Origin of the sequence: Dyella jiangningensis, from assembly GCF_003264855.1 — a bacterium.
GTDB lineage: Bacteria > Pseudomonadota > Gammaproteobacteria > Xanthomonadales > Rhodanobacteraceae > Dyella > Dyella jiangningensis_C.
In genome coordinates, this window is record NZ_NFZS01000006.1 from 186,444 (window position 1) to 210,159 (window position 23,716).

The 23,716-nt window shown below is 67.0% G+C and carries 22 protein-coding genes; 15 read left to right on the plus strand and 7 right to left on the minus strand.

The window, feature by feature from the left end:
* Window positions 1–193: 193 nt before the first annotated feature.
* The 7 genes from CA260_RS20075 (at window position 194) to CA260_RS20105 (ending at window position 4,017) form a co-directional block, all read left to right on the plus strand.
* Entirely contained in the window at window positions 194–679 is a 486-nt protein-coding gene (locus CA260_RS20075; protein WP_111984833.1) for a VOC family protein, read from the plus strand.
* Window positions 680–744: 65 nt separating this feature from the next.
* Window positions 745–1,269, plus strand: coding sequence for a Rossmann fold nucleotide-binding protein (locus CA260_RS20080; RefSeq protein WP_111984834.1), 525 nt, complete (start codon window positions 745–747; stop codon window positions 1,267–1,269).
* A gap of 63 nt (window positions 1,270–1,332) precedes the next feature.
* Window positions 1,333–1,734: a GFA family protein gene (locus tag CA260_RS20085; protein ID WP_111984835.1), complete on the plus strand. Its 402-nt coding sequence runs from the start codon at window positions 1,333–1,335 to the stop codon at window positions 1,732–1,734.
* Between the two features lie 143 nt (window positions 1,735–1,877).
* Window positions 1,878–2,222, plus strand: a complete 345-nt coding sequence (locus CA260_RS20090; RefSeq protein ID WP_202864119.1) for a DUF3175 domain-containing protein — start codon at window positions 1,878–1,880, stop codon at window positions 2,220–2,222.
* Between the two features lie 78 nt (window positions 2,223–2,300).
* Entirely contained in the window at window positions 2,301–2,948 is a 648-nt protein-coding gene (locus tag CA260_RS20095; protein WP_111984837.1) for a dihydrofolate reductase family protein, read from the plus strand.
* Between the two features lie 112 nt (window positions 2,949–3,060).
* Entirely contained in the window at window positions 3,061–3,507 is a 447-nt protein-coding gene (locus CA260_RS20100; protein WP_111984838.1) for an SRPBCC family protein, read from the plus strand.
* A gap of 96 nt (window positions 3,508–3,603) precedes the next feature.
* Window positions 3,604–4,017: an SRPBCC family protein gene (locus CA260_RS20105; protein ID WP_111984879.1), complete on the plus strand. Its 414-nt coding sequence runs from the start codon at window positions 3,604–3,606 to the stop codon at window positions 4,015–4,017.
* Between the two features lie 91 nt (window positions 4,018–4,108).
* Here the strand turns inward: CA260_RS20105 and purD are convergent, their stop codons facing one another.
* The 6 genes from purD to CA260_RS20135 all read right to left on the minus strand — a co-directional run bounded on the left by purD (window position 4,109) and on the right by CA260_RS20135 (window position 13,157).
* Entirely contained in the window at window positions 4,109–5,392 is a 1,284-nt protein-coding gene (purD, locus tag CA260_RS20110; protein ID WP_111984839.1) for a phosphoribosylamine--glycine ligase, read from the minus strand.
* A gap of 670 nt (window positions 5,393–6,062) precedes the next feature.
* Window positions 6,063–7,427 carry an AMP-binding protein gene (locus CA260_RS20115; RefSeq protein ID WP_111984880.1) on the minus strand — a complete coding sequence of 455 codons (1,365 nt, stop codon included), beginning with the start codon at window positions 7,425–7,427 and terminating at the stop codon, window positions 6,063–6,065.
* Between the two features lie 187 nt (window positions 7,428–7,614).
* Window positions 7,615–8,187: an L-threonylcarbamoyladenylate synthase gene (locus CA260_RS20120; RefSeq protein ID WP_111984840.1), complete on the minus strand. Its 573-nt coding sequence runs from the start codon at window positions 8,185–8,187 to the stop codon at window positions 7,615–7,617.
* Window positions 8,188–10,707, minus strand: coding sequence for a DNA topoisomerase I (locus CA260_RS20125; protein ID WP_111984841.1), 2,520 nt, complete (start codon window positions 10,705–10,707; stop codon window positions 8,188–8,190).
* Between the two features lie 123 nt (window positions 10,708–10,830).
* Window positions 10,831–11,949, minus strand: coding sequence for a DNA-processing protein DprA (gene dprA, locus CA260_RS20130; RefSeq protein ID WP_111984842.1), 1,119 nt, complete (start codon window positions 11,947–11,949; stop codon window positions 10,831–10,833).
* 80 nt (window positions 11,950–12,029) lie between these two features.
* The gene (locus tag CA260_RS20135) at window positions 12,030–13,157 is read right to left on the minus strand and encodes a LysM peptidoglycan-binding domain-containing protein (protein WP_111984843.1); all 1,128 of its coding nucleotides are present in this window, start codon (window positions 13,155–13,157) and stop codon (window positions 12,030–12,032) included.
* Between the two features lie 189 nt (window positions 13,158–13,346).
* Between CA260_RS20135 and def the strand changes: the two genes are divergently transcribed.
* The 4 genes from def to CA260_RS20155 all read left to right on the plus strand — a co-directional run bounded on the left by def (window position 13,347) and on the right by CA260_RS20155 (window position 18,147).
* Window positions 13,347–13,856, plus strand: coding sequence for a peptide deformylase (gene def / locus CA260_RS20140; protein ID WP_111984844.1), 510 nt, complete (start codon window positions 13,347–13,349; stop codon window positions 13,854–13,856).
* Window positions 13,853–14,782: a methionyl-tRNA formyltransferase gene (gene fmt / locus CA260_RS20145; RefSeq protein ID WP_111984845.1), complete on the plus strand. Its 930-nt coding sequence runs from the start codon at window positions 13,853–13,855 to the stop codon at window positions 14,780–14,782. The genes def and fmt overlap by 4 nt, the downstream gene beginning before the upstream one ends.
* 214 nt (window positions 14,783–14,996) lie before the next feature.
* Window positions 14,997–16,292, plus strand: coding sequence for a 16S rRNA (cytosine(967)-C(5))-methyltransferase RsmB (gene rsmB, locus CA260_RS20150; protein WP_111984846.1), 1,296 nt, complete (start codon window positions 14,997–14,999; stop codon window positions 16,290–16,292).
* Between the two features lie 124 nt (window positions 16,293–16,416).
* Window positions 16,417–18,147 (plus strand): ArnT family glycosyltransferase, encoded by a 1,731-nt coding sequence (locus tag CA260_RS20155; protein ID WP_111984847.1) that lies wholly within the window; start codon window positions 16,417–16,419, stop codon window positions 18,145–18,147.
* A 38-nt stretch (window positions 18,148–18,185) separates the two neighbouring features.
* Here CA260_RS20155 and CA260_RS20160 read toward each other — a convergent pair whose 3' ends face one another.
* Window positions 18,186–19,295 (minus strand): glycosyltransferase, encoded by a 1,110-nt coding sequence (locus tag CA260_RS20160; protein WP_111984848.1) that lies wholly within the window; start codon window positions 19,293–19,295, stop codon window positions 18,186–18,188.
* A 217-nt stretch (window positions 19,296–19,512) separates the two neighbouring features.
* On the opposite strand from CA260_RS20160, the gene CA260_RS20165 reads away from it, so the two are divergent.
* The 4 genes from CA260_RS20165 (at window position 19,513) to CA260_RS20180 (ending at window position 23,709) form a co-directional block, all read left to right on the plus strand.
* Window positions 19,513–20,766, plus strand: coding sequence for an O-antigen ligase family protein (locus CA260_RS20165; protein WP_111984849.1), 1,254 nt, complete (start codon window positions 19,513–19,515; stop codon window positions 20,764–20,766).
* 48 nt (window positions 20,767–20,814) lie between these two features.
* Complete coding sequence (locus tag CA260_RS20170; protein ID WP_111984850.1) at window positions 20,815–21,789, plus strand: glycosyltransferase; 975 nt, start codon at window positions 20,815–20,817, stop codon at window positions 21,787–21,789.
* Between the two features lie 79 nt (window positions 21,790–21,868).
* The gene (locus tag CA260_RS20175) at window positions 21,869–22,684 is read left to right on the plus strand and encodes a glycosyltransferase family 2 protein (RefSeq protein ID WP_111984851.1); all 816 of its coding nucleotides are present in this window, start codon (window positions 21,869–21,871) and stop codon (window positions 22,682–22,684) included.
* Complete coding sequence (locus CA260_RS20180; protein ID WP_111984852.1) at window positions 22,681–23,709, plus strand: CDP-glycerol glycerophosphotransferase family protein; 1,029 nt, start codon at window positions 22,681–22,683, stop codon at window positions 23,707–23,709. Before CA260_RS20175 ends, CA260_RS20180 begins: the two co-directional genes overlap by 4 nt.
* Window positions 23,710–23,716 lie beyond the last annotated feature (7 nt).

The window sequence follows — 23,716 nt, forward strand, 5'->3', positions numbered from 1 at the left end:
GATGTCGGCGCAAGCCTAGCGCGAAACCAAGGTACCCATCATCCGCACGGCAACGACCGCCGAATGGCAAACACGGCAGTTTTCAACCACGCCCGAAGCCCGTTCAATCCGTGCTACCCATGCGATGCGCGCCCTGTTCCGGCCGGCGCTCGCCTACGTGCACTGCCTTTGGTTCATCCCACGGAGAAGCAACATGGCAACCCCAGCGAAGAACACGGTGTGTCTCTGGTTCAATGGCGACGCCGAAGATGCGGCGCGCTTTTACGCCAAGACCTTTCCCGACTCATCCGTCGATGCGGTGCACCGCGCGCCGGGCGACTATCCGTCGGGACAGCAGGGCGACGTGTTGACGGTCGAGTTCACCGTGATGGGCATCCCGTGCATCGGGCTCAATGGCGGGCCCATGTTCAAGCACAGCGAAGCCTTCTCGTTCCAGGTGGCCACGCAGGACCAGGCCGAAACCGATCGCTACTGGAACGCAATCGTCGGCAACGACGGCCAGGAGAGCGACTGCGGCTGGTGCAAGGACAAGTGGGGCCTGTCGTGGCAGATCACGCCGGTGGCCTTGATCAAGGCATTCACCGATCCTGATCGCGTGGCCGCCAAGCGCGCGTTCGATGCCATGATGACGATGAAGAAGATCGACGTCGCCGCCATCGAGGCAGCACATCGCGGCTGAGCCGGTGTCGTCGATGCGCGAGGTTGCTACAGCCTGGCAGCACATTCCCATCGGAAGGAACCCGCATGGCCACATCCCACCGTCGCCCACAGGTGTGCGTCCTGGGCAGCGCCGAACCGGGCTCCGCTGCCTACGCGTTGGCCGGCGATGCAGGAGCGCTGCTCGCAAGGCTGGGCATCACCGTGGTCAGTGGTTGTGGAAGCCCGGCCACGCGGGTGGCGGCGGAACGTGCCATCGAGGAAGGCGGCCTGGTGGTCAGCGTCGTGCCGCCGGACGAGATGCCTCCGGCGGACTGGCCCGCCACCGTCGCCATTCCCTGCGGCATGGGCGATGCGCGCAACCTGCTGATGGCACTCGCCGGCGATGCGTGCATCGTCATTGGCGGTCGCGCGGGCACGATCTCCGAAGTCTGCCTGGCCTGGCTGCACAAGCGGCCGCTGCTTCCCCTGGTGGGTTGCGGCGGCTGGTCCGACGAGCTGCCATCGCATCCGCCGGACGAACGGCAGAACTCGCCCATCCTGCCTTGGAGCTCGACAGCGGAACTGGAACAGCAACTTCACGCCCTAGGCCTTGTCCACATTCGCGCATAGCGCGACGTTCGCGGCGCGACAGGCTCAGGCTCCAAACACGTCAACGATCCGGCGAGGCAACCCATGCCACGAACAGCATCCTGCAGCTGTGGCCAGCTCCGCATCGAGGTCAACGGCGAACTGCGCGGCGTCGGCATCTGCCACTGCCTTGCCTGCCAGCAGCGAACCGGCAGCGCGTTCGCTGCCCTGGCGAGTTTCGCAGCGCCATTCCGTGTCACGGGCACGGCCACCGAATACCTGCGCACCGGTGACCAGGGCGCGCGATTCCGCTTCCGGTTCTGCCCGATATGCGGAACCACGCTGTTCCACACCGAAGAAGGCGAAGAGGGACACGTGAGCGTCGCGGTGGGAGCGTTCGCCGATCCGGCGTTTCCCGGCCCCACCGTTTCCGTCTACGACTGCCGGCGCCATCCGTGGGTGATCTTGCCGCCCGGGACCACGGCATTCGACAAGGATCCGCCGTAACTCGTGGCCACGATCGGTGTCGCCATCGGCCTGCGGCGTTCCTGGTCCTGCGCACCGTGATCACGCACGCATCAGCCGATGGACACATCGTCATGACTGGCCCCGCGCTAGTGATGTGGGGTCTTCCCTCGATGCGTACGCCCATGGCAACACGCTCTCGCCATTCCCGCTCTCCGCGCGGCAAGCACCGCTGGTCCAGGCACGTCATGGAGACCAGCGACGCGCTCGACCTGAAGTCGGGCATGTTCACCCAGCACGACCCCAAGGACATCGCCCGATCGCTCAAGGCATCGGCCGAGCACAGCAAGCGGCGAAAATCCTCGCCATTCCGCTCGGCCATGTCGATGCTGAACTTCTACATCAACCGCGGCGGACGACAGTTGCCTGCACAGCAGAAGAAGCATCTGGAGGATGCCAAGGACGAGCTGCGCGTGCTGTTTGGACGACCCCGGCGGCGCGCTGGTCGCCGCATGAAGAAGCATGCCTAGGCGGGCATCGACGCCCGGTGTCGAAATCGGCGATGCTCGCTCGTCGTAAGCAGGAAACCCCACGATAGCGAGCGGACCATGTCGAAACTTCGCGTACAGAGCTTTGCCCTGTCACTGGACGGCTACGGCGCCGGCCCGCAACAGAGCGTTGACCATCCGCTCGGCGTGGGTGGCCCGGAACTCATGCAATGGTTCTTCCCCACGCGATTGTGGCGCTCGATGAACGGTAGCGAGGGCGGCGAGACCGGCGTCGACAACACCATGGCGGAAGAAAGCTTCAAGAACGTTGGCGCCTGGATTCTCGGACGCAACATGTTCGGCCCGGTACGTGGCCCCTGGCCGGATGAAAGCTGGCGCGGCTGGTGGGGCGAAGAGCCGCCGTACCACGTGCCGGTGTACGTGCTTACCCATCACCCGCGGCCTTCGCTGACGATGGCTGGCGGCACGACGTTCCATTTCGTCACCGAAGGCATCCATGCCGCGCTGGCGCAGGCAAAAGACGCCGCCGGAGGCCGCGACGTCCGGCTCGGCGGCGGCGTCTCGATGGTGCGCCAGTACCTGCAGGCACGACTGGTCGACGAACTTCATTTGGCCGTCCGTCCGGTGCTGCTGGGCTCGGGCGAGAACCTTTTCAAGGACATCGATCTGCGCGCACTCGGCTACGAATGCCATCGCAGCCTGCAGGGCGAACGGGCGCTGCACGTGTTCCTGCGCAAGCAGCCTTGAAGGCCGCATCGCCGGCTGCACGCAGCCGTGTCGATCCGTGTGCCGGCCGCTCGTCGTTGTATGGCCAGTAGGCAAATGCCCCACGCTTTTTGAATCCCAAGGAGAACCGATCATGGCCGGCAACACCGTCAAGCTCCATCGCGTACTACGCACCACGCCCGAGAAGATCTACCGCGCCTTCACCGACACGGACGCGATGGCGCGATGGCTTCCGCCCAACGGCTTCACCGGCAAGGTGCACCAGATGGATGCCAAGGTGGGCGGCACCTATCGCATGTCGTTCACGAACTTCAGCACCGGCCACAGCCACGCCTTCGGCGGCACCTACCATGAACTCGTGCCGGGCGAACGCATACGCTATACGGCCACGTTCGACGATCCGAACCTGCCCGGCGAGATGCAGACCACCATCACGCTGCGCAAGGTGTCCTGCGGGACCGAGATCAACGTGGTGCAGGAAGGCATCCCCGACATCATCCCCGTCGATGGCTGCTACCTCGGCTGGCAGGAATCGCTGCTGCATCTGGCGGCACTGGTCGAGCCGGACATCCCCGGCTGATCGACCGGAAGCGGTACGACACGCTTGCACGCGGGTCGGCATCACACCGACCAGGCGCATGCCATCCTGCGCTTCCACCCTACACAGGGACTTGTCGTGTGGACTCATGAAGAGAGCGTCGAGATCCGCGCCACGCCGGTGCGCATCTGGGCGCTGTTCGCGGATGTTTCGGGCTGGAAGGCGTGGAACGCCGGCATCGAGCACATCGAGCTGCACGGCGCCTTCGCCTCGGGCACGAGCTTTACCATGCGGCCGCCGGGCGCGGATGCCTTCGTCAGCACGCTCATCGATGTTCGCGAGCACGAAGGGTTCACCGACGAAACGGTGATCGACGGAACCCGGGTGATCGTCGGTCACCGCATCCAGCCGATGCCCTCGGGCGGTGTGCGTGTCACCTACAGCACGCGCATCACGGGTCCGTCGGCGGACGCGTTCGGGCCCATGGTGACGGGTGATTTCGCCGACGTGCTGCAGGGGCTCAAGGCCATGGCGGAGCAATCCACGCCGTAGGTTTGCGGTGGGCAGTGGCTGTTACGCGTTTCCAAAAGCAAAAGCCCCGGCGCAAAGGCCGGGGCTTTCTTTCAGGGGCCGATATCGTGCTTCAACCGCGATGGAGCGCGCGATGGGCGATGTCGCGGCGGCAGAATGCGCCTTCGTAGTGGATCTTGCCGACGGCAGCGTAAGCGTGCTCGCGTGCCGCGGCGATGTCCTTGCCCAGTGCGCATACGGTCAGCACGCGGCCGCCGGCTGTCACGACCTCGCCCTTGGCGTCGAGCTGCGTGCCCGCATGGAACACCTTCACGTCGGCACCGAAGTCGCCGTCGAGTCCGCTGATGACGTCGCCGTTGCGCACCTTGCCCGGATAGCCGCCCGCCGCCATCACGACGCCGAGCGACGGACGCGCATCCCACTGCGCATGGGTGTGGTGCAGCTCGCCGTCCAGCGCGGCCTCGATCAGTTCGACCAGGTCGGATTTCAGGCGCAGCATGATCGGCTGCGTTTCCGGGTCGCCGAAGCGCACGTTGAATTCGATGACCTTGGGCGCGCCGCTCTTGTCGATCATCAGGCCCGCGTAGAGGAAGCCGATGAAGGGCGCGCCTTCCATCGCCATGCCACGCAGGGTCGGCTCGATCACTTCCTTGAGGATGCGCTTTTCCACGTCAGGCGTAACCACCGGCGCGGGCGAATAGGCGCCCATGCCGCCGGTGTTGGGACCCATGTCGCCTTCGTCGCGGCGCTTGTGGTCCTGGCTGCTGGCCATCGGCAAGGCGTGCTGGCCATCGCTCATCACGATGTAGCTGGCTTCCTCGCCATCGAGGAATTCCTCGATCACCACGCGCGCCGACGCGTCGCCGAACTGGTGCGCGCCGAGCATGTCGTGCAGCGCCTGTTCCGCGTCGGCCTGCGTGAGCGCCACCACCACGCCCTTGCCCGCCGCCAGGCCATCGGCCTTGATGACGATCGGCGCGCCATGCTGGCGCACGTAGGCCAGTGCGGGGTTGAGCTCGGTGAACACCGCGTAGCGAGCGGTGGGAATGTTATGGCGTAGCAGGAAATCCTTGGCGAACGCCTTGGAGCCTTCCAGCTGCGCAGCCACCGCGCGCGGGCCGAAGCAACGCAGGCCGGCCGCGCGGAATTTGTCGACCAGGCCCGCCACCAGCGGCACCTCGGGACCCACCACGGTCAGTGCGATCTTCTCCGACTTCGCCAGCTTGAGCAGGCCATCGATATCGGTGACAGCCACATCCGCGTTGCGCAGCCCCTTCTCGCGCGCCGTGCCGGCATTGCCCGGCGCGACGACCACCTCGCTCACGCGGGGCGACTGCTTGAGCTTCCAAGCCAGCGCATGCTCACGCCCACCGCTGCCGATAACCAGGACTTTCATGGGGACTCCAACTGCGAAAGAAGGCGCCATGGGCGGCGCAGCCCGTCATTGTAGTGGCTGGGGTGGGTTTGCGCAGCGCAGCAAGGGCGCGCCGGGCGGGTAGCAGTCAGGTGGTTTCCCGGGCGGTGGCGAGAAGACCCCGGTCTTGGTCTCGCCGTCAGCGTGTATCGCGCACTGGGTGCGCTCCTACGGAGGTAGGCAGGGCTTGCGCGCCCCTTCACCCCAGCCCTCTCCCCTGAGGGGAGAGGGAGTACGCGGCATCCGAGCCTCCTCTCCGCGAAACGAAGCTGCTTTAAGTCCTCTTCGCATCGGCGCGTTGCGGTGTAGCCGCTTCGTTCGAGGTAGTAACGAGCGCATCCCGACTAACCTCGGTACTCCGACGCTTCTATCCCTCATATCGCTACGAGCCCTGGCTCTGAAGGCCATTTTCTTTGGGTTACTTTTCTTTTGGGCCAGCAAAAGAAAAGTGACTCGAGCTCCGGCAGGAGATCGAAACGCCCGCTGCGTAGGCGGCAGGCTTGCGGCAGCGTGGCTACCGAAGGCGATAGCTCGCTCCCATTAAGAGCAATAAACGTGAAGACCGGTGCGAAAGGCTGTCGCGCACAGGGTGCGCTCCCACAAGGAGGGGCATGCGCCGCGAAGTCCTTTGCGCGCAACGCGGACGGAAAACCTACAGCAACGCCAACAGCGCTGCCCTGGGCAACTTCCCCGTCTCATTCCGCGGCAACGCGTCGACCAACTTCAGCGGTCGCGGCAGGAACACCGGATCCACCGCGGATCGCAGCGCATCGAGGATGGCGTGCTCGGACATCGCCGGCGCCACCGCGAGCGCAGCGATGCGCTGCACGCCCAGCGCGTCGCCGTCGTCGAGCTGGAACACCACGCCGTCCTTCACGCCAGGAATCGATAGCAGGCGCCGTGTCAGGTCGCCCAGCGAGGCACGCTTGCCGGCGATCTCCAGCAGGTCGGCATGGCGGCCGCGCAGGCGGAAGCGGCGGCCGCCGTCATGCAGGGTCACGATGTCGGCCAGCGTCATCGGCTCGTCCAGCTGCGGCGCGCGCACCTGGGTGCCATCGGGCTGCGGGTGCAGGTGCACGCCGTCGAACAGGGTCCAGGGTTCGTCCGCCGCGGCACGGCGACTGGCGAACACACAGGTTTCGGTGGAGCCGAACACTTCCAGCAGGGGCGCGCCGTAGCGCTGCTCGGCCACCTGGGCCAGCTCCACGGGCATCGGCGCCGTGGCGGACACCATGGCGGCGATCGGCGGCAAGGCCACGCCGGATTCGATCAGCGCACGCAGGTGCACCGGCGTCGTCACCAGCACGCGCGGCGCGGGCACCTCGGCGAGGGCGGCCGCGACATCGGCCGGAAACAGGGGCCGTCCCGCATGCACGCTCACATCGTCCAGCAGCGGCAGCAGCACGGACATCTCCATGCCGTACATGTGCTGCGGCGGCACCGTGGCCACCACGTGGAAGCCCTTGCCGACGGCGGCATGCAGCATGCGCAGGTTGCCGGCATTGCTGGCGTGGAAGCTGCCCCAGGTCTTGACGTTGCCCTTGGGCACGCCGGTGGAACCGGAGGTGTAACCGATCGCGACCACCTGGTCGGACGGGAGGGCCAGCCAGGCGCAGCCGTCGTCCGTGTCGGGCGTCACCGACAGGGCGGGCAGGTGACGGTAGTGCGGGGGCGGGTTTTGCAGCGCCAGCTCGCCCACGGCATAGCAGCCCGGATGCGCCGCCATCACCTCGGCCACTGCCTGCGGCGCGCGGGAGGAGGGCAGCAGGTTGGCCTGGCCACGGAGCGCGATGGCACAGAAGGCGACCAGGAAGGCGTAGCGGTCTTCGCACAGGTTCACGGCGGTCGCGGCAGGCGGGAGCTGGGCGGCGATGGCCTGCACATGGGCCATGAATCGCGCGGCGCTGACCGCCTCGCCCTGATGCCAGGCCACGGTGCGCTCCGGTTGGCCGGCGACCAGCAAGGGCAGGCCATGGGCCGCCTGGTCCCGCTGGAAGCTTTCGAAAACGATGGCCAAGCTCATCTCCCAAACGCTGACATGACACCGGCAAGCCGGCTCGCGCAGACCGCCGTGCGGACGTAAACACCGAGAGCCCACGAGGTCCCCATCCTCAGGGCAGCCACTGAATCCGCCTTTACCGGCGGCCTGTGGCATGCGGAGGTCGTTCATGATTCGCAAGATCTGGCGAACCGAACAACCTCAATCAGGATCGGATGATAGCGCCTGAAATGGCGTCGCGGATGACCGTAGGCTTTTGCTGATCGCCCAGGGGGGCGTCGAGCAGGCCGTCGAGCCGGTCGCCGAAATACGTATCGAGCATGGCGGCACTGCGGGCCGGCGCCTCACCGTGGGGGTTGGCGCTGGTGGATACCAGCGCGCCGCCGAAGGCCTGGCAAAGCGCGGCGGCGGGGGTATGGGCAGTCACGCGCAGAGCGATGCCGGCATGGGCGCCGGCGACCCAGTCGGGCACGGCCGCGGAGCGAGGGAAGATCCAGGTGTGAGGACCGGGCCAGCTGGCCTGCACCTGGGCGAGTACGTCGGATGGTACGGCCGCCAGGTCGATGTAGCGCTCGACCTGGGCGAAATCCGCCGCGATCAGCAGCACGCCCTGGGTGGCCGGGCGCTGCTTGAGCGCGAAAATGCGCTCGAACGCGGCGCGGTCATGCGGATCGCAGCCAAGGCCGAACACGGCCTCGGTGGGATAGGCGAGCACACCGCCGCGGCGCAGCAGCGCGGCGGCGGCATCAAGCTCGTCGAGGGTGAAGCGGACCGCCACTCAGGCGGTCGTCTTCTTGCTGGCCGCCTTCTTGGCCGTGGCCTTCTTTGCCGTGGTCTTCTTGGCGACCGTCTTCTTGGCAGCCGTCTTCTTCGTCGCTGCGGCCTTCTTGGTCGCCGCCTTCTTGGCGGTCGCCGTCTTGGCCGTGGCCTTCTTCGTCGCCGGCTTCTTCTCGGCCGGCGCCTTCTTCGCCGCCGCCTTCTTGAACGCGCCACGGCCCTTCTTGACCGGCGCCGCGGCGAGCAGCTCGATGCACTGGGCCTCGGTCAGCTCCTTCGGCTCCTGGTCCTTCGGGATGCGCGCGTTCTTCTCGCCATCGGTGATGTACGGGCCGAAGCGGCCGTTGAGCACCTGCACGCCGTTGCCGAAGTCCTTGATGATGCGGTTGGCGATCATCTCCAGCTTTTCCTGCACGATCTGCAGGGCGCGCGGCAGCTCGATGGTGTACGGATCGTCCTCGGCCTTGAGCGAGGCATAGGTGCTGCCCTGCTTCACGAACGGACCAAATCGGCCCACACCCACGCTCACCTCGTCGCCGTTCTCGGCCTGGCCGAGCTTGCGCGGCAGCTTGAACAGCTCCAGCGCCTCGTCCAGCGTGATGGTGTGCATGCTCGTGCCGGGACGCAGGCTGGCGAACTGCAGCTTCTCGTCGGTGTCCTTGTCGCCGATCTGCGCATACGGCCCGTAGCGGCCCAGCCGCACCGACACCGGCTTGCCGGTCTTCGGATCCGTGCCGAGCTCGCGCGCGCCGGTGGCTTCGCTGCGATCGACTGTTTCGGTCTTCTCTTCCACCTGCTGCTTGAACGGCTGCCAGAAGCGCTCCATCAGCGGCACCCACGCCTCTTCGCCGCGGCTCACCGCGTCCAGCTCGTCCTCGAGCTTGGCGGTGAAGTCGTAATCGACGTAGCGCGTGAAATGCGAGGTGAGGAACTTGCTCACCGCGCGGCCCACGTCGGTGGGCTTGAAGCGGCGGCTGTCGAGGAACACGTATTCGCGGTTGAGCAGCACCTGGATGATGCTGGCGTAGGTGGACGGACGCCCGATGCCGTATTCCTCCAGGGTCTTCACCAGGCTCGCTTCGGAATAGCGCGGCGGCGGCTCGGTGAAGTGCTGGTCGGCCACGATGTCGTGCAGCGCGACCTGCTCGCCGACGTCCAGCTTCGGCAGGCGGCGGCCTTCGTCGTCATCGTCCGCGCTCTTCTGGTCGCGGCCTTCTTCGTACACGGCGAGGAAGCCCGGATCGACCACGGTGGTGCCGGTCGAACGGAACGCGGCATCGCCGCCGGCGACGTGCTTGAGGTCGAAGTCCACCGACACGGTGTTGAGCGTGGCGTGGATCATCTGGCAGGCGACGGTGCGCTTCCAGATCAGCTCGTACAGCTTGCGCTGCTCGTCGTTGAGGAACGACGCCACCTCGCGCGGCGTGCGCATGGCCGAGGTCGGGCGCACCGCTTCGTGCGCTTCCTGCGCATTCTTGGACTTGGCCTTGTAGGTCTGCGGATGATCCGGCAGCGCCTTGCGGCCGAAGTCGCGCGCGATCAGCTCGCGCAGCTCGCCCACGGCGTCTTCGGACAGCGCGACCGAGTCGGTACGCATGTAGGTGATCAGGCCGACATTACCCTCGCTGCCCAGCGAGACACCTTCATACAGGCCCTGCGCGATCTTCATCGTGCGGCTGGTGGAGAAGCCCAGCTTGCGCGCGGCTTCCTGCTGCAGCGTGGAGGTGGTGAACGGCGGCGCCGGACGGCGCTTGCGCTCCTTGCTGCCCACTTCGCTGACGGTGAGGCGGCCATGCGCAGCCTCCTTCAACGCCGCGCGCGCGGCCATCGCGTCGTGTTCGTTGGTGAGGTCGAACTGCTCGAATTTCTTGCCGTTGAGCTTGGTGAGGCGGGCAGTGAAGTCGCCCTCGGCATGGCGCAGCGCGGCCTCGACGGTCCAGTATTCGCGCGCCTTGAACGCCTCGATCTCTTCCTCGCGCTCCACGATCATGCGCAGCGCCGGCGACTGCACGCGGCCGGCGGAGAGTCCGCGCTGCACCTTGCGCCACAGCACCGGCGAGAGGTTGAAGCCCACCAGGTAATCCAGCGCGCGACGCGCCTGCTGCGCATCGACCATGTCCAGCGAGAGCTGGCGCGGCGCCGCCACGGCGGCCTTGATCGCCTTGGGCGTGATCTCGGAGAACACCACGCGATGGAGCTGCTTGCCCTTGGTCAGGCCGCGCTCCTTGAGGATCTCGCTGATGTGCCAGGAGATGGCTTCACCCTCGCGATCCAAGTCGGTCGCGAGATAGATGTCGTCAGCCACCTTGGCTGCCTTGGCGATGGCATCGACGTGCTTCTCGTTGCGATCGATCACCTCGTAGGCCATGGCAAAGCCGTGGTCGGGGTCGACGGCCCCTTCCTTCGGCTTGAGGTCACGCACGTGACCGTAGGAGGCCAGGACCTGGAAGTCCTTGCCGAGGTATTTGTTGATCGTCTTGGCCTTGGCCGGCGACTCGACGATAAGCAGGTTTTTTGCCATGAAACTCGGTATCCGCCATCAATGGCCGCCCATCCGGGGCCGGCCTCTATATTTAGTTAAAGGCATGCCGACTCAACCTCGTCAAGCTCGGCCATGTGAAAACGAGTGGCGGTACGGCTTTGGCTAGCCCGGCAACCGCTGGTAGCGATTGCCGGGCAGGGCTTCGACCTTGCCGTCCAGTTCCAGCAACAACAACGCAGTCGTCAGGCCGGCGACAGGCTGAGCCACGCGACCTGCCAGCTCGTCGAGCGCCATGGGGCCATGCCCGAGCGCATCCAGCACGATCTGGCCGGCCGCATCCGTTGGTGCGGCCGGCGCGGGATCGGTGGGATCGTCAAGCCGGCTGGCCAGCTCCCGGCCCAGCGCCACCGCGGCTGGCGCCAGTGCGTCCACGATTTCGCCAGCTGTCTCAACCAGCCGTGCGCCATCGCGAATCAACTGGTGGCAGCCGCGCGCGAGCGGATTATGAATGGAACCGGGGAGGGCGAATACCTCCCGCCCCTGTTCGGCCGCCAGCCGGGCCGTGATCAGTGAGCCGGAAGGCAGGCCGGCTTCCACCACCAGGGTGCCCAGCGCCAGCCCGGACAGCAGGCGATTGCGGCGCGGGAAGTGGTCCGCCCGGGCCGGCGTTCCGGGCGGAAATTCGCTGACCAGCGCCCCCTGCCATGCGATGCGGCGGGCCAGCGCGTGGTGCTTGCGCGGGTAGACACGGTCCGGCCCGGTGCCGATCACCGCCACGGTCGGCAGCCCGGCATCCAGCGCCGCCTCATGTGCCGCACCGTCGATCCCGTCCGCCATGCCGCTGGCGACGACAAAGCCTGCCCGCCCCAAGGCCTGGGCGAACGCCCGGGCATGCGTGCGGCCGCTCAGGGTCGAAGCACGCGCACCCACGATGGCTACCTGAGGATGAAGCAGCAGCTCTGCACTGCCGGCCACGAACAAGGCAGCCGGCGGTTGCGGGATGGTTTCCAGCAATGGCGGGAAATCCTCGTCGGTGCAGCACAGCAGGCGATGGCCTGGCTGGTCCAGCCAGGCCAGGTCCGCGGCGAGGCGCTTTTCGCAGGGGTGCCGCAGCCAGTCGCGGGCGGCATCGGGCAGCGAGTCGGACTGCGCGCTCAGGGACCGCAGCGCCGCATGGATGTCGCCGGCCTGGCCGGCCAGGCACTCGCGAAGGCCTGCCGGCCCGAGGCCGGGCGTACGCAGCAGGATCAGCCACGCACGGAAAAAGTCGGTATCGATCATGGCCGCCAAGCCTAGGGGCGGCCACAAAAAGAAACGGCGCGGTCATGACCGCGCCGTTCTGTCATCCATTGCCGCGAGGCTTACTCCGGCAGTTCGAGCTTGTCGTGCTTATGCACCGGGCGCAGGCCGTCCATGATCAGGCCGTAGCTCACGCGATCGAAGGTGCGGAACACCATCACGTGGCCGACGAACTCCTGCGGCAGCGTCACGCTCTTGCCGGTGCCGCGGTTCCAGCTGTTGCTGGCCACGTCGTCGGGAATGGATTCGCCCGGCTGGTAGATCGAATAGGTCTGGCCGTTCTCCACGCCGTCCTGCGCGCCGATGTTCAGCGCGACCACCTGGCGCGGCCCGACCGCGTCGTGGGCATCGGCGAATGCGATCACGCGCGCGTTGCCCGGCAGCGACTTCGGCGCATGCGGGTAGTAGTACGGGTCGTACGGCTTGTCGTCGATCGGCAGGATGCGGTCGCCCTTGCGGATCTCCAGCGTGGAGTCGAGCAGCAGCAGGGTGGTCGGATCGCCGGTGCGCAGCACTTCGGCGGTGCCGATCACGCTGACTTCGGTGCCGATGTCCTCGCCCTTGCCGTAGTAGCCGTCGTTGCGCGATTCCTCGTACCACGGCGTGCGCACGGTGGACACGTCGCTGTCCAGCGGATGCGCCAGCAGGTCGCCGCCGTTGTCGCGGCCCTTGCTGCCGTTGTAATTGCGGAAGGTCTGCGACGGGCGAACGATGGCGACGCGCTGGCCCGGCTCGGCCTGCAGGTTGCGCACGTAGACGTTGCGGCCCACGGTGCCACGCAGGTCGGCTTCTTCAAAGCCCACCACGTACGGCAGCGACTTCACCTGGTTGGTGTCGAGCACGCGCATTTCCTTGAGGAACATGCGCAGGTCGGACAGCGGAATCGCGGGAATCGGCTCGCCTTCGGTGCGTACGCGCGGCTGCAGACCCACGCGCGGACCATTGATGAAGGACAGGTTGAGCACGTCACCCGGATAAATGAGGTGCGGGTTCTGCACCTGCGGGTTCGCCTGCCAGATCTCGGGCCATAGCCACGGCTTGGACAGGAAGCGTGCAGAGATCGCCCAGAGCGTGTCGCCCTTGCGCACCGTATAGGTATCGGGGTGATCGGCGCGCAATTGCGCACCCGCAGCGTAAACAGCCACCGTGACCAGCATGCCGGCCAGCAGCCCAATGGACTTTCTGATCATAAACGGGAATCCCCCATCCCCCGACGCTCGGGCGAGTGTAACCGAACCACTTGTTCACGCAACCGTGTCCAGTTGGCAAAACGGCATGCCTTCCGAGGGTTTGGCGGCGTACAATAAGGCGCATTCTAGATCGCGCGCGGGCTTGGTTTTCACCAAATTGCCCGCAGTTTGAGCGCCTGAGGTAAAGCCATGTCCGTCCTGACCATCATCGAATTCCCCGACCCCCGCCTGCGCACCAAGGCCGAGCCCGTGCGCGTTTTCGACGCGGATCTCAAGCAGTTCGTGGCCGACATGTTCGAGACCATGTACGAAGCCAACGGCGTGGGACTGGCCGCCACCCAGGTCAACGTGCACCAGCAGGTGCTGGTCGCCGACATGAGCGAGGAGCGCAATGAGCCGCTGGTGCTGATCAACGCGCAGATCGTCGCGAAGGACGGCGCGCAGGTCTATCAGGAAGGCTGCCTGTCGTTTCCCGGCATCTATGCGGACGTGACGCGCGCGCTGAAGGTGAAGGTCAAGGCGCAGGACGTGGACGGCAATACCATCGAACGCGAGTTCGAAGGCCCGCTGGCCGTGTGCATCCAGCACGAGATGGACCACCTCGCCGGCAAGGTGTTCGTGGACTACCTGTCGCCGCTCAAGCGCTCCATGCTGCTCAAGCGCCTGGAGAAGCAACGCAAGCAGGCGGCCAGCGCTTGAAGCTGCGCGTCGTTTTCGCGGGCACCCCCGACTTTTCCGTTCCCTGCCTTGAAGCCTGCCGCGCCAGCGGCGCCGAGGTGGTGGCCGTCTATACGCAGCCCGATCGCCCCGCGGGTCGCGGCCGCAAGCTGACGCCGAGCCCGGTGAAACAGGCTGCCGTTGCGGCCGGCATTCCGGTCGAGCAACCCGAATCGCTGAAATCCGCTGAAGCGCAGGCGACGCTCGCTGGCTACAAACCTGACCTGATGGTGGTGGTGGCCTATGGCCTGATCCTGCCGCGCAAGGTGCTGGCGATGCCTCGCCTGGGCTGCTGGAACGTGCACGCCAGCCTGCTGCCACGTTGGCGCGGTGCCGCGCCGATCCAGCGCGCCATCCTCGCGGGCGATGCCGAGAGCGGCGTCGACCTGATGCAGATGGAGGCAGGTCTCGACACCGGCCCGGTACTGCTGGAACGCCGTACGCCGATTTCGCGCGACGACACCGGCGGCTCGCTGCACGACCGCCTCGCCGCGCTTGGCGCGGACGTGCTCGCCGAAGGCCTGGCCCGCGTGATGGCGGGCGAAACACTGGCTTCGCGTGCGCAGCCGGAAGAGGGCGTCACCTACGCGCACAAGCTGGACAAGGCCGAGGCGCGGCTGGACTTCGCACGACCGGCGATCGAGCTGGAACGCCAGGTGCGCGCGTTCGATCCGTGGCCGGTGGCCGAAGGCGAGGTGGCGGGCGAAACGCTGCGTATCTGGGCCGCACGAGCCATCGACGGGCAGCCTGGCGCCGCGCCCGGCAGTGTGTTGAACATGGCTCGCGACGGCATCGACATCGCCTGTGGTGAAGGCGCCTTGCGCGTGACGGCGCTGCAGCGCGCCGGCGGCAAGCGCGTCACGGCGGCGGACTACCTCAATGCCATGAGAACCCGCGACGCTTCATAGCCGCCATTCCGACGCAGGCCGGAGGCGCTTCGCAACAGCCGAAGGCTGGTCATCCAATGGAGATATCGCTGGGTGATCGCCAAAGCGTACAAGTCGGTTCCCTCGCGACAGCCTGGCCGTGCCGCTACTGGATTCCGGCCTGCGCCGGAATGACGGCCATGAGGGCTTTCGCCTTTACTCCCGCTTCTCACCCCTCTCCGCTACTTTCTTCCCCATGACCGACACCCGCGCCCTCGCCGCCCAGGCCCTTGCCGATGTCGCCCTGCGCGGCGCTTCGCTGCGTGACGCCATGGAGCGTTACGCGCCCAAGTTGCCCGACGCGCGTGACCGCGCCCTGTTGATGGCGTTGCTGAGCGACGGTGCGCGCTGGTGGCTGCGTTTCGATGCGGCACTGGATCGCCTGCTCGACAAGCCGCTGCGCCAGAAGGAACCGGCCATCCACGCATTGCTGGTGCTGGGGCTGGTGCAGCTGGAGATCCTGCAGCTGCCCGACTATGCCGCCGTGGCGGCGACCGTGCAGGCCGCCAGGGCATTGCAGCGACCGCGGTTCGCAGGGCTGGTCAATGCGGTGCTGCGCCGCTGGCAGCGCGAGCGCACCGAGTTGCTGGCCGCGCTCGATGCGAAACCGCAGACGCGCCATGCACACCCGGCGTGGCTCGCCAAAGCCATTGCGCGCGACTGGCCCGCGCAGGCGGATGCCGTGATGGCCTCGGACAACCTCGAGCCGCCGCTGATGCTGCGCGTGAATCGCCGGCGCACCGATCGCGAGTCGCTGATGGAGCGCCTGCGTCTGGATGGCTATACGGTGGACGCGCACCCATGGCTGGCGGATGGCATCGTGCTTCCGCACAGCAGCGACGTCACGCGCATGCCCGGCTTTGCCGCCGGCGAGTTCGCCGTGCAGGACGGCGCCGCGCAGATCGCGGGCGACCTGGCGGATCTTCGCAGCGGGCAACGCGTGCTCGATGCCTGCGCCGCGCCGGGCGGCAAGGCCTGTCACCTGCTGGAACGCGAGGACATCGCGCTCACCGCGCTGGAGTTCGAGCCCAAGCGCGCGCAGCGCATCACGCAGAATCTCGAACGCCTGGGCCTCACGGCCGACATCGTCATCGGCGACGCCGGCGATCCGTCCGCGTGGTGGGATGGCAAGCCCTTTGATCGCATCCTGATCGATGCTCCCTGCTCCGCCACCGGCGTGATGCGCCGCCGGCCCGACGTGCGCCTGCACCGGCGCGACAGCGACATCGCGCCGCTGGCCGCCCAGCAACGGCGCATCCTGGAGGCGCTGTGGCCGTTGCTCGCACCGGGCGGCAAGCTCGTCTACATCACCTGTTCGCTGCTGCGTGACGAGAACGAGGCCGTGGTGAACGGCTGGCTGGAAGGCCGCCAGGACGCGCGCGCCGCAAGCTTCTCGTTGCCCGCGGGACAGCCGGCGGCGGTGGGTTGGCAGGTGCTGCCCGGCGATGGTGACCTCGACGGCATGTACTATGCGGTCCTCGAGAAGTCCTGAAGCCGCCGCTTTGCGCGCCGCGCGCATGGCCGCCATGCCCACGCGGCTCAGCACGCCATAAGCGGCGGCCCGTTACGCTTTGGAACTGCTTGTGACGCGGCCACGCCGCCTCCGGAATCCACGCATGCTCACCACCTCCCAAGCCACCACGCAGGAACGCCGCCAGTTCTGGCTGCTCTTGTTGATCGCCCTGGTGGTGATCGGCGCCGGCATCGGCCTGCGCGATCCCTGGCCGTCGGACGAGCCGCGCTTCGCGCTGGCCGCCAAGCAAATGGTGGAGAGCGGCGACTGGCTGTTCCCGCATCGCGGCAGCGAGCTGTATTCGGACAAGCCGCCGATGCTGTTCTGGCTGGAGGCCGCCAGCTACAAGGTGATCGGCAACTGGCGCATCGCGTTCCTGCTGCCGTCGCTGCTGGCCGCGCTCGGTTGCCTGCTGTGCGTGTACGACCTCGGCCGACGGCTGTGGAACCGCCAGGTGGGCCTGTATGCCGCCTCGGCGCTGCTGATCACGTTCCAGTTCGTCTACCAGACCAAGCGTGCGCAGATCGATCCGCTGGTGATGTTCTACATCACCGCGGCCAACTGGGGCCTGCTGGTGCACCTGCTCAAGGGGCCGAACTGGCGGGCATTCTGGTTCGGCTGCTTCTGCGCGGGACTGGGCGTGATCACCAAGGGCGTGGGTGTGCTCGCGCTGCTGATGCTGGTGCCCTACCTCGTCGCCAGCTTCGGCCAGTGGAACGGCGTGGCGCGCATGGGCGCGGGCGCGTGGTGGCGCTGGGTGCTGGGACTGGTCGCCGTGCTGGCGGCGATCGCGGTGTGGCTGGTGCCCATGCTGCTGGGCGCGAAGGCCCACGCGAACGACCCGGCCTACGCCGCCTACGTCAACGACATCCTGTTCCACCAGACGGCGGGGCGCTATGGCAAGTCGTGGGATCACCACCACAACACGCTCTACTACGTGCCGATCGTGCTGTTCACCTGGCTGCCGCTGTCGCTGACCTACCCGGGCACGCTGCCGCGCTGGTGGCGCGCACTGAAGGAAAAGGATGCGCGGATCCTGCTGCCTCTGGGCTGGATCGTGCTGCTGCTGGTGTTCTTCTCCATCCCCAAGGGCAAGCGCGACGTCTACATCATGCCGGCGCTGCCGATGCTGGCACTGGTGACCGCGCCGTACCTCGGCGAGCTGCTGCACAAGCGCTGGCTGCGCATCGCCGGGCTGGTCTTCATCGGCGTGATGGGTGCGGCGATGCTTGTCATGGGCATCGCCGGGCTCGCGGTGCATCCGAAGGCCACCACCAATTTCGCCATCGCCCGCGGCTTCGAGGACGGCGGACGCGCCCTGTGGTGGATGGGCACCACGCTCGGCGCCATCCTGTTGCTGCTGGTCGCCGCGCTGCGCGTGCGCCGCGCCGTGGCCGCGGTGGCTGGCGGCATGGTGGCGATGTGGCTGGTGCTGGGGTTCTGGGCGTATCCGATCCTCAACGATTCCAGTTCCGCCGCGGGCGTGATGCAGGAAGTGCGCGACCGCCTACCTGCCGGCGACCAGCTCGGCATGGTGGCGTGGAAGGAGCAGAACCTGTTGATGCTCAACCGTCCAGCGGTCGATTTCGGCTTCACCCAGCCGTGGCACGACCAGTACGCCGCCGGCGTGAAGTGGCAGGCACAGGATCCCGCGCATCGCTGGTTGTTCGTGCTCGACCCGGTGATGGGGCAGTGCGTGGACCGCAGCAAGGCGATCAGCCTGGGCCACGCGAATCGTCGCGAGTGGTGGATGTTCAAGGCCGATGCAGTGACCCCGGGCTGTCTGCCGGACGAGAGCATCGATCGCCTGCCGGCGGCCGCCGTCGACGAGTAAGCATGCAGGGGCGGCGCCGCACGTGGCGACCGTCCTGGCTATCCGGCCAGCAGTGCCTGGTAGATCGCCTCGGTGCGCTGGACGAACAAAGGCAGCCCGAAGTCGCGCTCGGCATGCGCGCGTGCGGCCGCGCCCATGGCGGGCAGCGATGCGCGTTGTTCCAGGATGGACGTCACGGCAGCGGCGATGGCCGCCCGGTCGCGCACCGGCACCAGCCAGCCATCCTTGCCCGGCTCCAGGTTCTCGGGCAGCCCGGCGTAGTCGCTGAGCAATACCGGCTTGCCCATCGCCATCATTTCGCGACATGCGAAGGAGATGGTTTCGACGTCGTAGGACAGTACGAAACCCGCATCGAGCGCCGCCACCATCGGCCGCGGATCGGTGAGCACGCCCGGGAACACCACCGTGTCCTGCAGGCCCAGCGCCGCGACGCGCTCGCGTTCGGCGGCCTTGGGCGGCACGCCGGCGATCACGATACGCAGGCGATGTCGCAGCTCGGGCACAAGCGTGGCGACAGCCTCCAGCAGATCCATCCAGCCCTTGTAGGCTGCGGTGCCGGCATTGCTGCCCAGCAGCAGCATGTCACCGTCCACGCCCCAGCGTTCGCGCAACCCGACTGCCTCGCCGGTCGGCCGGGGCGACCAGTGCTCGATGTCGATGCCGTTGTGGACCGTCGACAGGCGGCACCGCCGATAGGCCGTCGTGGCCAGTTCGCGGCGGGTGTCATCGCACACGGCGATCACCTGGTCGGTGCGACGCGCACGCAGCCAATGGCCGATGCCGCGCACCGGCTTGGAGTTGTGCTTGGTCCAGACCACGGCGGGCCGGCTCGCCGGCATCGCCGACAGCACGAGCCGGTGGTCGGCCGAACCGTTCACGTGGACGATGTCGAAGGCGTGCGTGCGCAGGTAGTCCGCCAGCTGCGAACGGGCACGCCGCCGGGCGCGCCAGCGGCCCAGGCCATTGGGAAAGGGCTGGTCCAGCACGAACACGCCGGGCAGCGCGCGCGCCTCGTGGTTGAGGCGGCTGCCGGGCGGGGCGGCGACGTGAATCTCGTGGCGCGACGCCAGCGCCGCGGCCAGCGTGCGGATGTACGTGGTGTGACCCCCACCATCACCCGAGTGGAAGTTGGTGAATAAGAGCTTCACGCCCAAGCCTCAAGGAAAGACAACGAACCCGCCGCAGGAATCTGCCGGGATATGAACCCTATCTCTCTTGTACTAGGGGAAGGATCGGGTTTTCCCCATAGAATGTCATAGATTGTACAGGCGGATTCCTGTTCCCTTCGGCATGAGTGGAGCAGCAGCCACGTCGGTATGCACGGCGTAGGACTGGCTTCGCTGGCCGGAATTGATCGAGGATGGAATGAGAGAAGTTGCACCTGCCACCGTGGCCGCGCGTACTGCCCCGCTGGTATCCACGCTGTTGCTTGCGCTGCTTCCGCTCTCATTCGCGACTCCCGGCCGGGCCAAGGTGACCCTGGTGGGCGTGCTGTTCTTCTATGGCTTGTATCTGCTGATCGCCGACCGGACGGCCCGCGCCATCTATCGCGGGGCGCGCCCCATCACGTGGTTGTGCTGGGCCGCCGTGCTGTTCGCGGCGGCGAACATCCTGGGCCATGGCCTGCACTGGAACGAGTTCGACCTGCCCTCGCACATCCTGCTGTTCCTCGGCATCACCGCCGTCTTTACCCGGCCACTGCGGATGGCGTGGTTCTGGCGCGGGCTGAGCATGACGGCGGCGGTGCTCGGCCTGGTCTGCATCTACCAGCACTATTTCCAGGGCGCCGAGCGCGCCTCGGGCATCGATGGCGGCGACTGGGGCGTGATCGAGCTGGCCATGTTCATGCTGGTGCTGTCGCTGAGCAGCGTGGTCCAGTTGCTGCGGCCGCAGCTCGCGCTGACGGAACGCGTCTTCCATGCGCTCTGCGCCGCGCTCGGCATGTTCGGCGCGCTGCTGACGCAGAGCCGAGGCCCGCTGCTGGCCTGCGTCCCCGTGTTCGCCCTGGTGATCGGCTGCTCGATCTATCGCACGCGGCAGTGGCGCGCACCCCTGGTCGTGCTGGCGGGCGCCGTGCTGGTGGCCTCGGGGGCGGTGCTGCTGATGCGGGGCGAGATCGTGGCCCGCTTCGACGCGATCGGCCATGAAGTGCGCACGTACAGCAGCAACGATACGCAGGGTGCCGTGCGCGAACGCCTGGAAATGTGGCGGGTCGCCACGCGGGCCTTCGTCGAGCACCCCGTGACCGGCGTGGGCATCGACCAGTTCGGCAAGTACACGCAATCGCAGGTGAAGCTTGGCCTGGCCAGCGATTCCATCGCCAAGTACGAACACCCGCACAGCGAATACCTGGAGGCGGCGGTGGCCGGCGGCGTGCCCGGGCTGATCCTGTTGCTGCTGTTGTTCGGCATGCCGCTGGTGCTGTTCGCGCGGCGTGTGTTCGACCGGGATGACGCGGTGGCCATCTCGGCCATGATCGGCCTGCTGACGGTGCTGATGTATGTGCTGTGCGGGCTGACCGACAATGTGTTCTATCGTTCCATGCCCCATTCGCTGTTTTTCTTCCTGGTGCTGGGCATGACGGTGCAGATCAGCCGCCTGCGCGCGACCGGAGCCTGACCGCGCCGTCATGGCGCCGGTGCCACTTCCACCTTTCAGCGCGACTCCATGGCCCGCATCAACCTCATTGCGTGGGACAACAACCGTGGCCTGAGCCATGACATCCGCCTGCTGCGCGACGCGCTGCGCGAGCTGGGCCACGAGGTGAGCTTCACGCCGGCCAGCGCGCCGCGAAAGCGCCGCTGGTGGCAGAAGCTTGCCCTGCGCTGGAGCGCCAGCCGCAAGGCACCTCGGTACGACCTCAACATCACGCTGGAACACGCCAGCCCCGAGCACCTGCCGCTGGCGCGGCTCAATGCGTTCATCCCCAATCCGGAATGGTTTTCCCAGCGCGACCGCAAGCAACTGGCGCGCTATGACGTCGTGCTCACCAAGACGCGCGAAGCGACCGGGATCTTCCAGCGGCTGGGCGTGCGCACGCTGCCGATCGGCTTCCACAGCACCGATTGCCTGCAGCCCGCCCGCGAACGCCAGCCCACCTTCCTGCATCTGGCCGGTGCCAGCCGGATGAAGGGCACGGAGCGCCTGCTGGCGACATGGCGGCGGCATCCCGAATGGCCCGTGCTGCACGTGCTGCAGGCGCCGGGCGTCGGTCCGGATGTCGACCTTTCGGCGGCCAACATCGTGCATCGCCGCGAATACGTGGCCGACATCGCCGAGATCCGCACGCTGCAGAACAGCCACGCGTTCCACCTGTGCCTGTCCGAGACGGAAGGCTGGGGCCATTACATCGTCGAGGCCTTGAGCTGCGGCGCCGTGGTGCTGACCTGCGATGCGCCGCCCATGAACGAACTGGTCACGGCCGCGCGCGGCGTACCGGTCGCGGCGACCCCGGACGGCCCACTCAACCTCGCCATCCGTTACCTGTTCGACGAGGTCGCACTGGAGGCCGCCGTCGAGCGCTGCCGTCGCATGGAACAGGCCGAATGGGAGCAGTTGGGCGCTGCCGCCCGCGGCTGGTACGTGGACAACCAGCAAGGTTTCGGGGCACGGCTGGACGCGGCGCTGCAGCAGTTGCTCTGACCGGGTAATACCCGCGTCATGGCGGCCCGTCCAGCGGAATGCGTGGCCTTGGCCTTCCTGCCGCCTCTAGAATCTCGCCATGCCTACCTTCCCCCTCACCCTCGTGGTCATCACCTACAACGAGGCGAACAGCATCGCCCGCTGCCTCGACAGCGTGCCGTTCGCGGCCGAGAAGCTGGTGATCGACAGCGGCAGCACGGACGACACCGTCGCCATCGCGCAGGCGCACGGCGCGCGCGTGGTGCACCAGGACTGGCTGGGTTTCGGCGCGCAGCGCAACTTCGCCACCACCCAGTGCAGCCATGACTGGATCCTGGCGCTGGATGCCGACGAATACCTCTCGCCGGAACTGGCCGCCGAACTGGAGCGCCGCCTGCCCGAGCTGATGGCCAGCGACAACAGCGCCGTGATCCTGCGCCGCGCCACCATCTACATGGGCGCGCCGATGCGCTGGTACCTGCCGTCGATGGGCGAGAAGATGGCCCGCCTGTTCCACCGCGACCGCGCGCGCTGGAAGGACGTGCGCGTGCATGAGTCGCTGGTGTTCGATGGCCCGTCGGTGACGCTGCATGCGCGCTTCAACCACGAGAACAACCCGAGCCTGCCGCAGAAGCAGATCAAGGTGCTGCGCTACGCGGAGCTGAAGTGCCGCGACTGGCTGGAGAAGAACAAGCCGGTGCGCATGTGGCAGACACCGTTCGTGTATCTGCTGGCCTTCATCAAGGATTACTTCTTCCGCCTCGCCTTTCTCGACGGCTGGCGCGGCTTCGTAATCGCCCAGACAGCTGCCTCGTACGCGGCCTACAAGCGCATGCGTTACTACGAGATGCGCCGCAACCCCGCTTCGCTGGAAAGCGCCGCGGACGCCCTGATTCGCCACGGTATCGATCGATGAGCAAGCAGCACTATTTACTCTACGGCTCGGAGCGCTACGCGCTGGCCATCCTCCGTCCGGTGCAGGAAGCCATCCGCGCGCGCGGCGACGAGGCCGCCTGGTTCTTCGATGGCCCCGGCGCGGAAGACCTGGTGGAGGGCGAGCGCCTGCTCACCGTGCAGGAGGTGCGCGCGTGGAAGGCGCGCGCGGTGATCACTTCCAGCAATGCCGTGCCGCACTTTTTTCCGGGCGTGAAGGTGGAAACCTTCCACGGCTTCGACGCAGGCAAGCCGCGTCACATCTACGTGCGCGGCTTCTTTGACCTGTACTGCACCACGGGCCCGCGCGACACGGCGAAGTTCAACGAGATCGCCGACCGCGTGGGCCATTTCTCGGTGGTGGAAACGGGCTTTCCCAAGCTCGACCCTTTCATGAAGCAGATCAGCGGCCCCATCCCGCCGGTGCGCCAACCGCCCGTGATCCTTTACCACTCCACCTTCTCGCCGTCGTGGAGCGCGGCCGAAACGCTGTATGAAGAGGTGAAGCGCCTTTCGCGCGACGGCCGCTGGCGCTGGATCGTCACCTTCCATCCGAAGATGAATCCGGAGACGACGGCCAAGTTCAAGGCGCTGCAGAACGAGTACCTGAGCTTCGCCGAGAACGACAACATCCTCGAACTGTTCCCGCAGGTCGACATGATGTGCTCGGACACCTCATCCGCGCTCAACGAGTTCCTGCTCACCGGCAAGCCGGTGGTGACCTTCAAGAACCGCCGCCCGGGTCCGCAGCTGATCGATATCGACGAGGTGGCGCAGTTCGAGCCGGCGATCGAGCGGGCGCTGGCGCGGCCGCCCGAGCTGATGCAGGCCATCCGCGAGTATGGCGACGCCATCCATCCCTACCGGGACGGCCACTCCAGCGAGCGCATCCTGAAGGCCATCGATGGCTTCATCGCCGCCGGCGGCCGCAACCGCCGCCGCAAGCCGTGGAATTTCTGGCGGAAGCTGAAGATTCGGCGGCGCATCGGCTACTGGGGGCCGGTCTGAAGCGTCA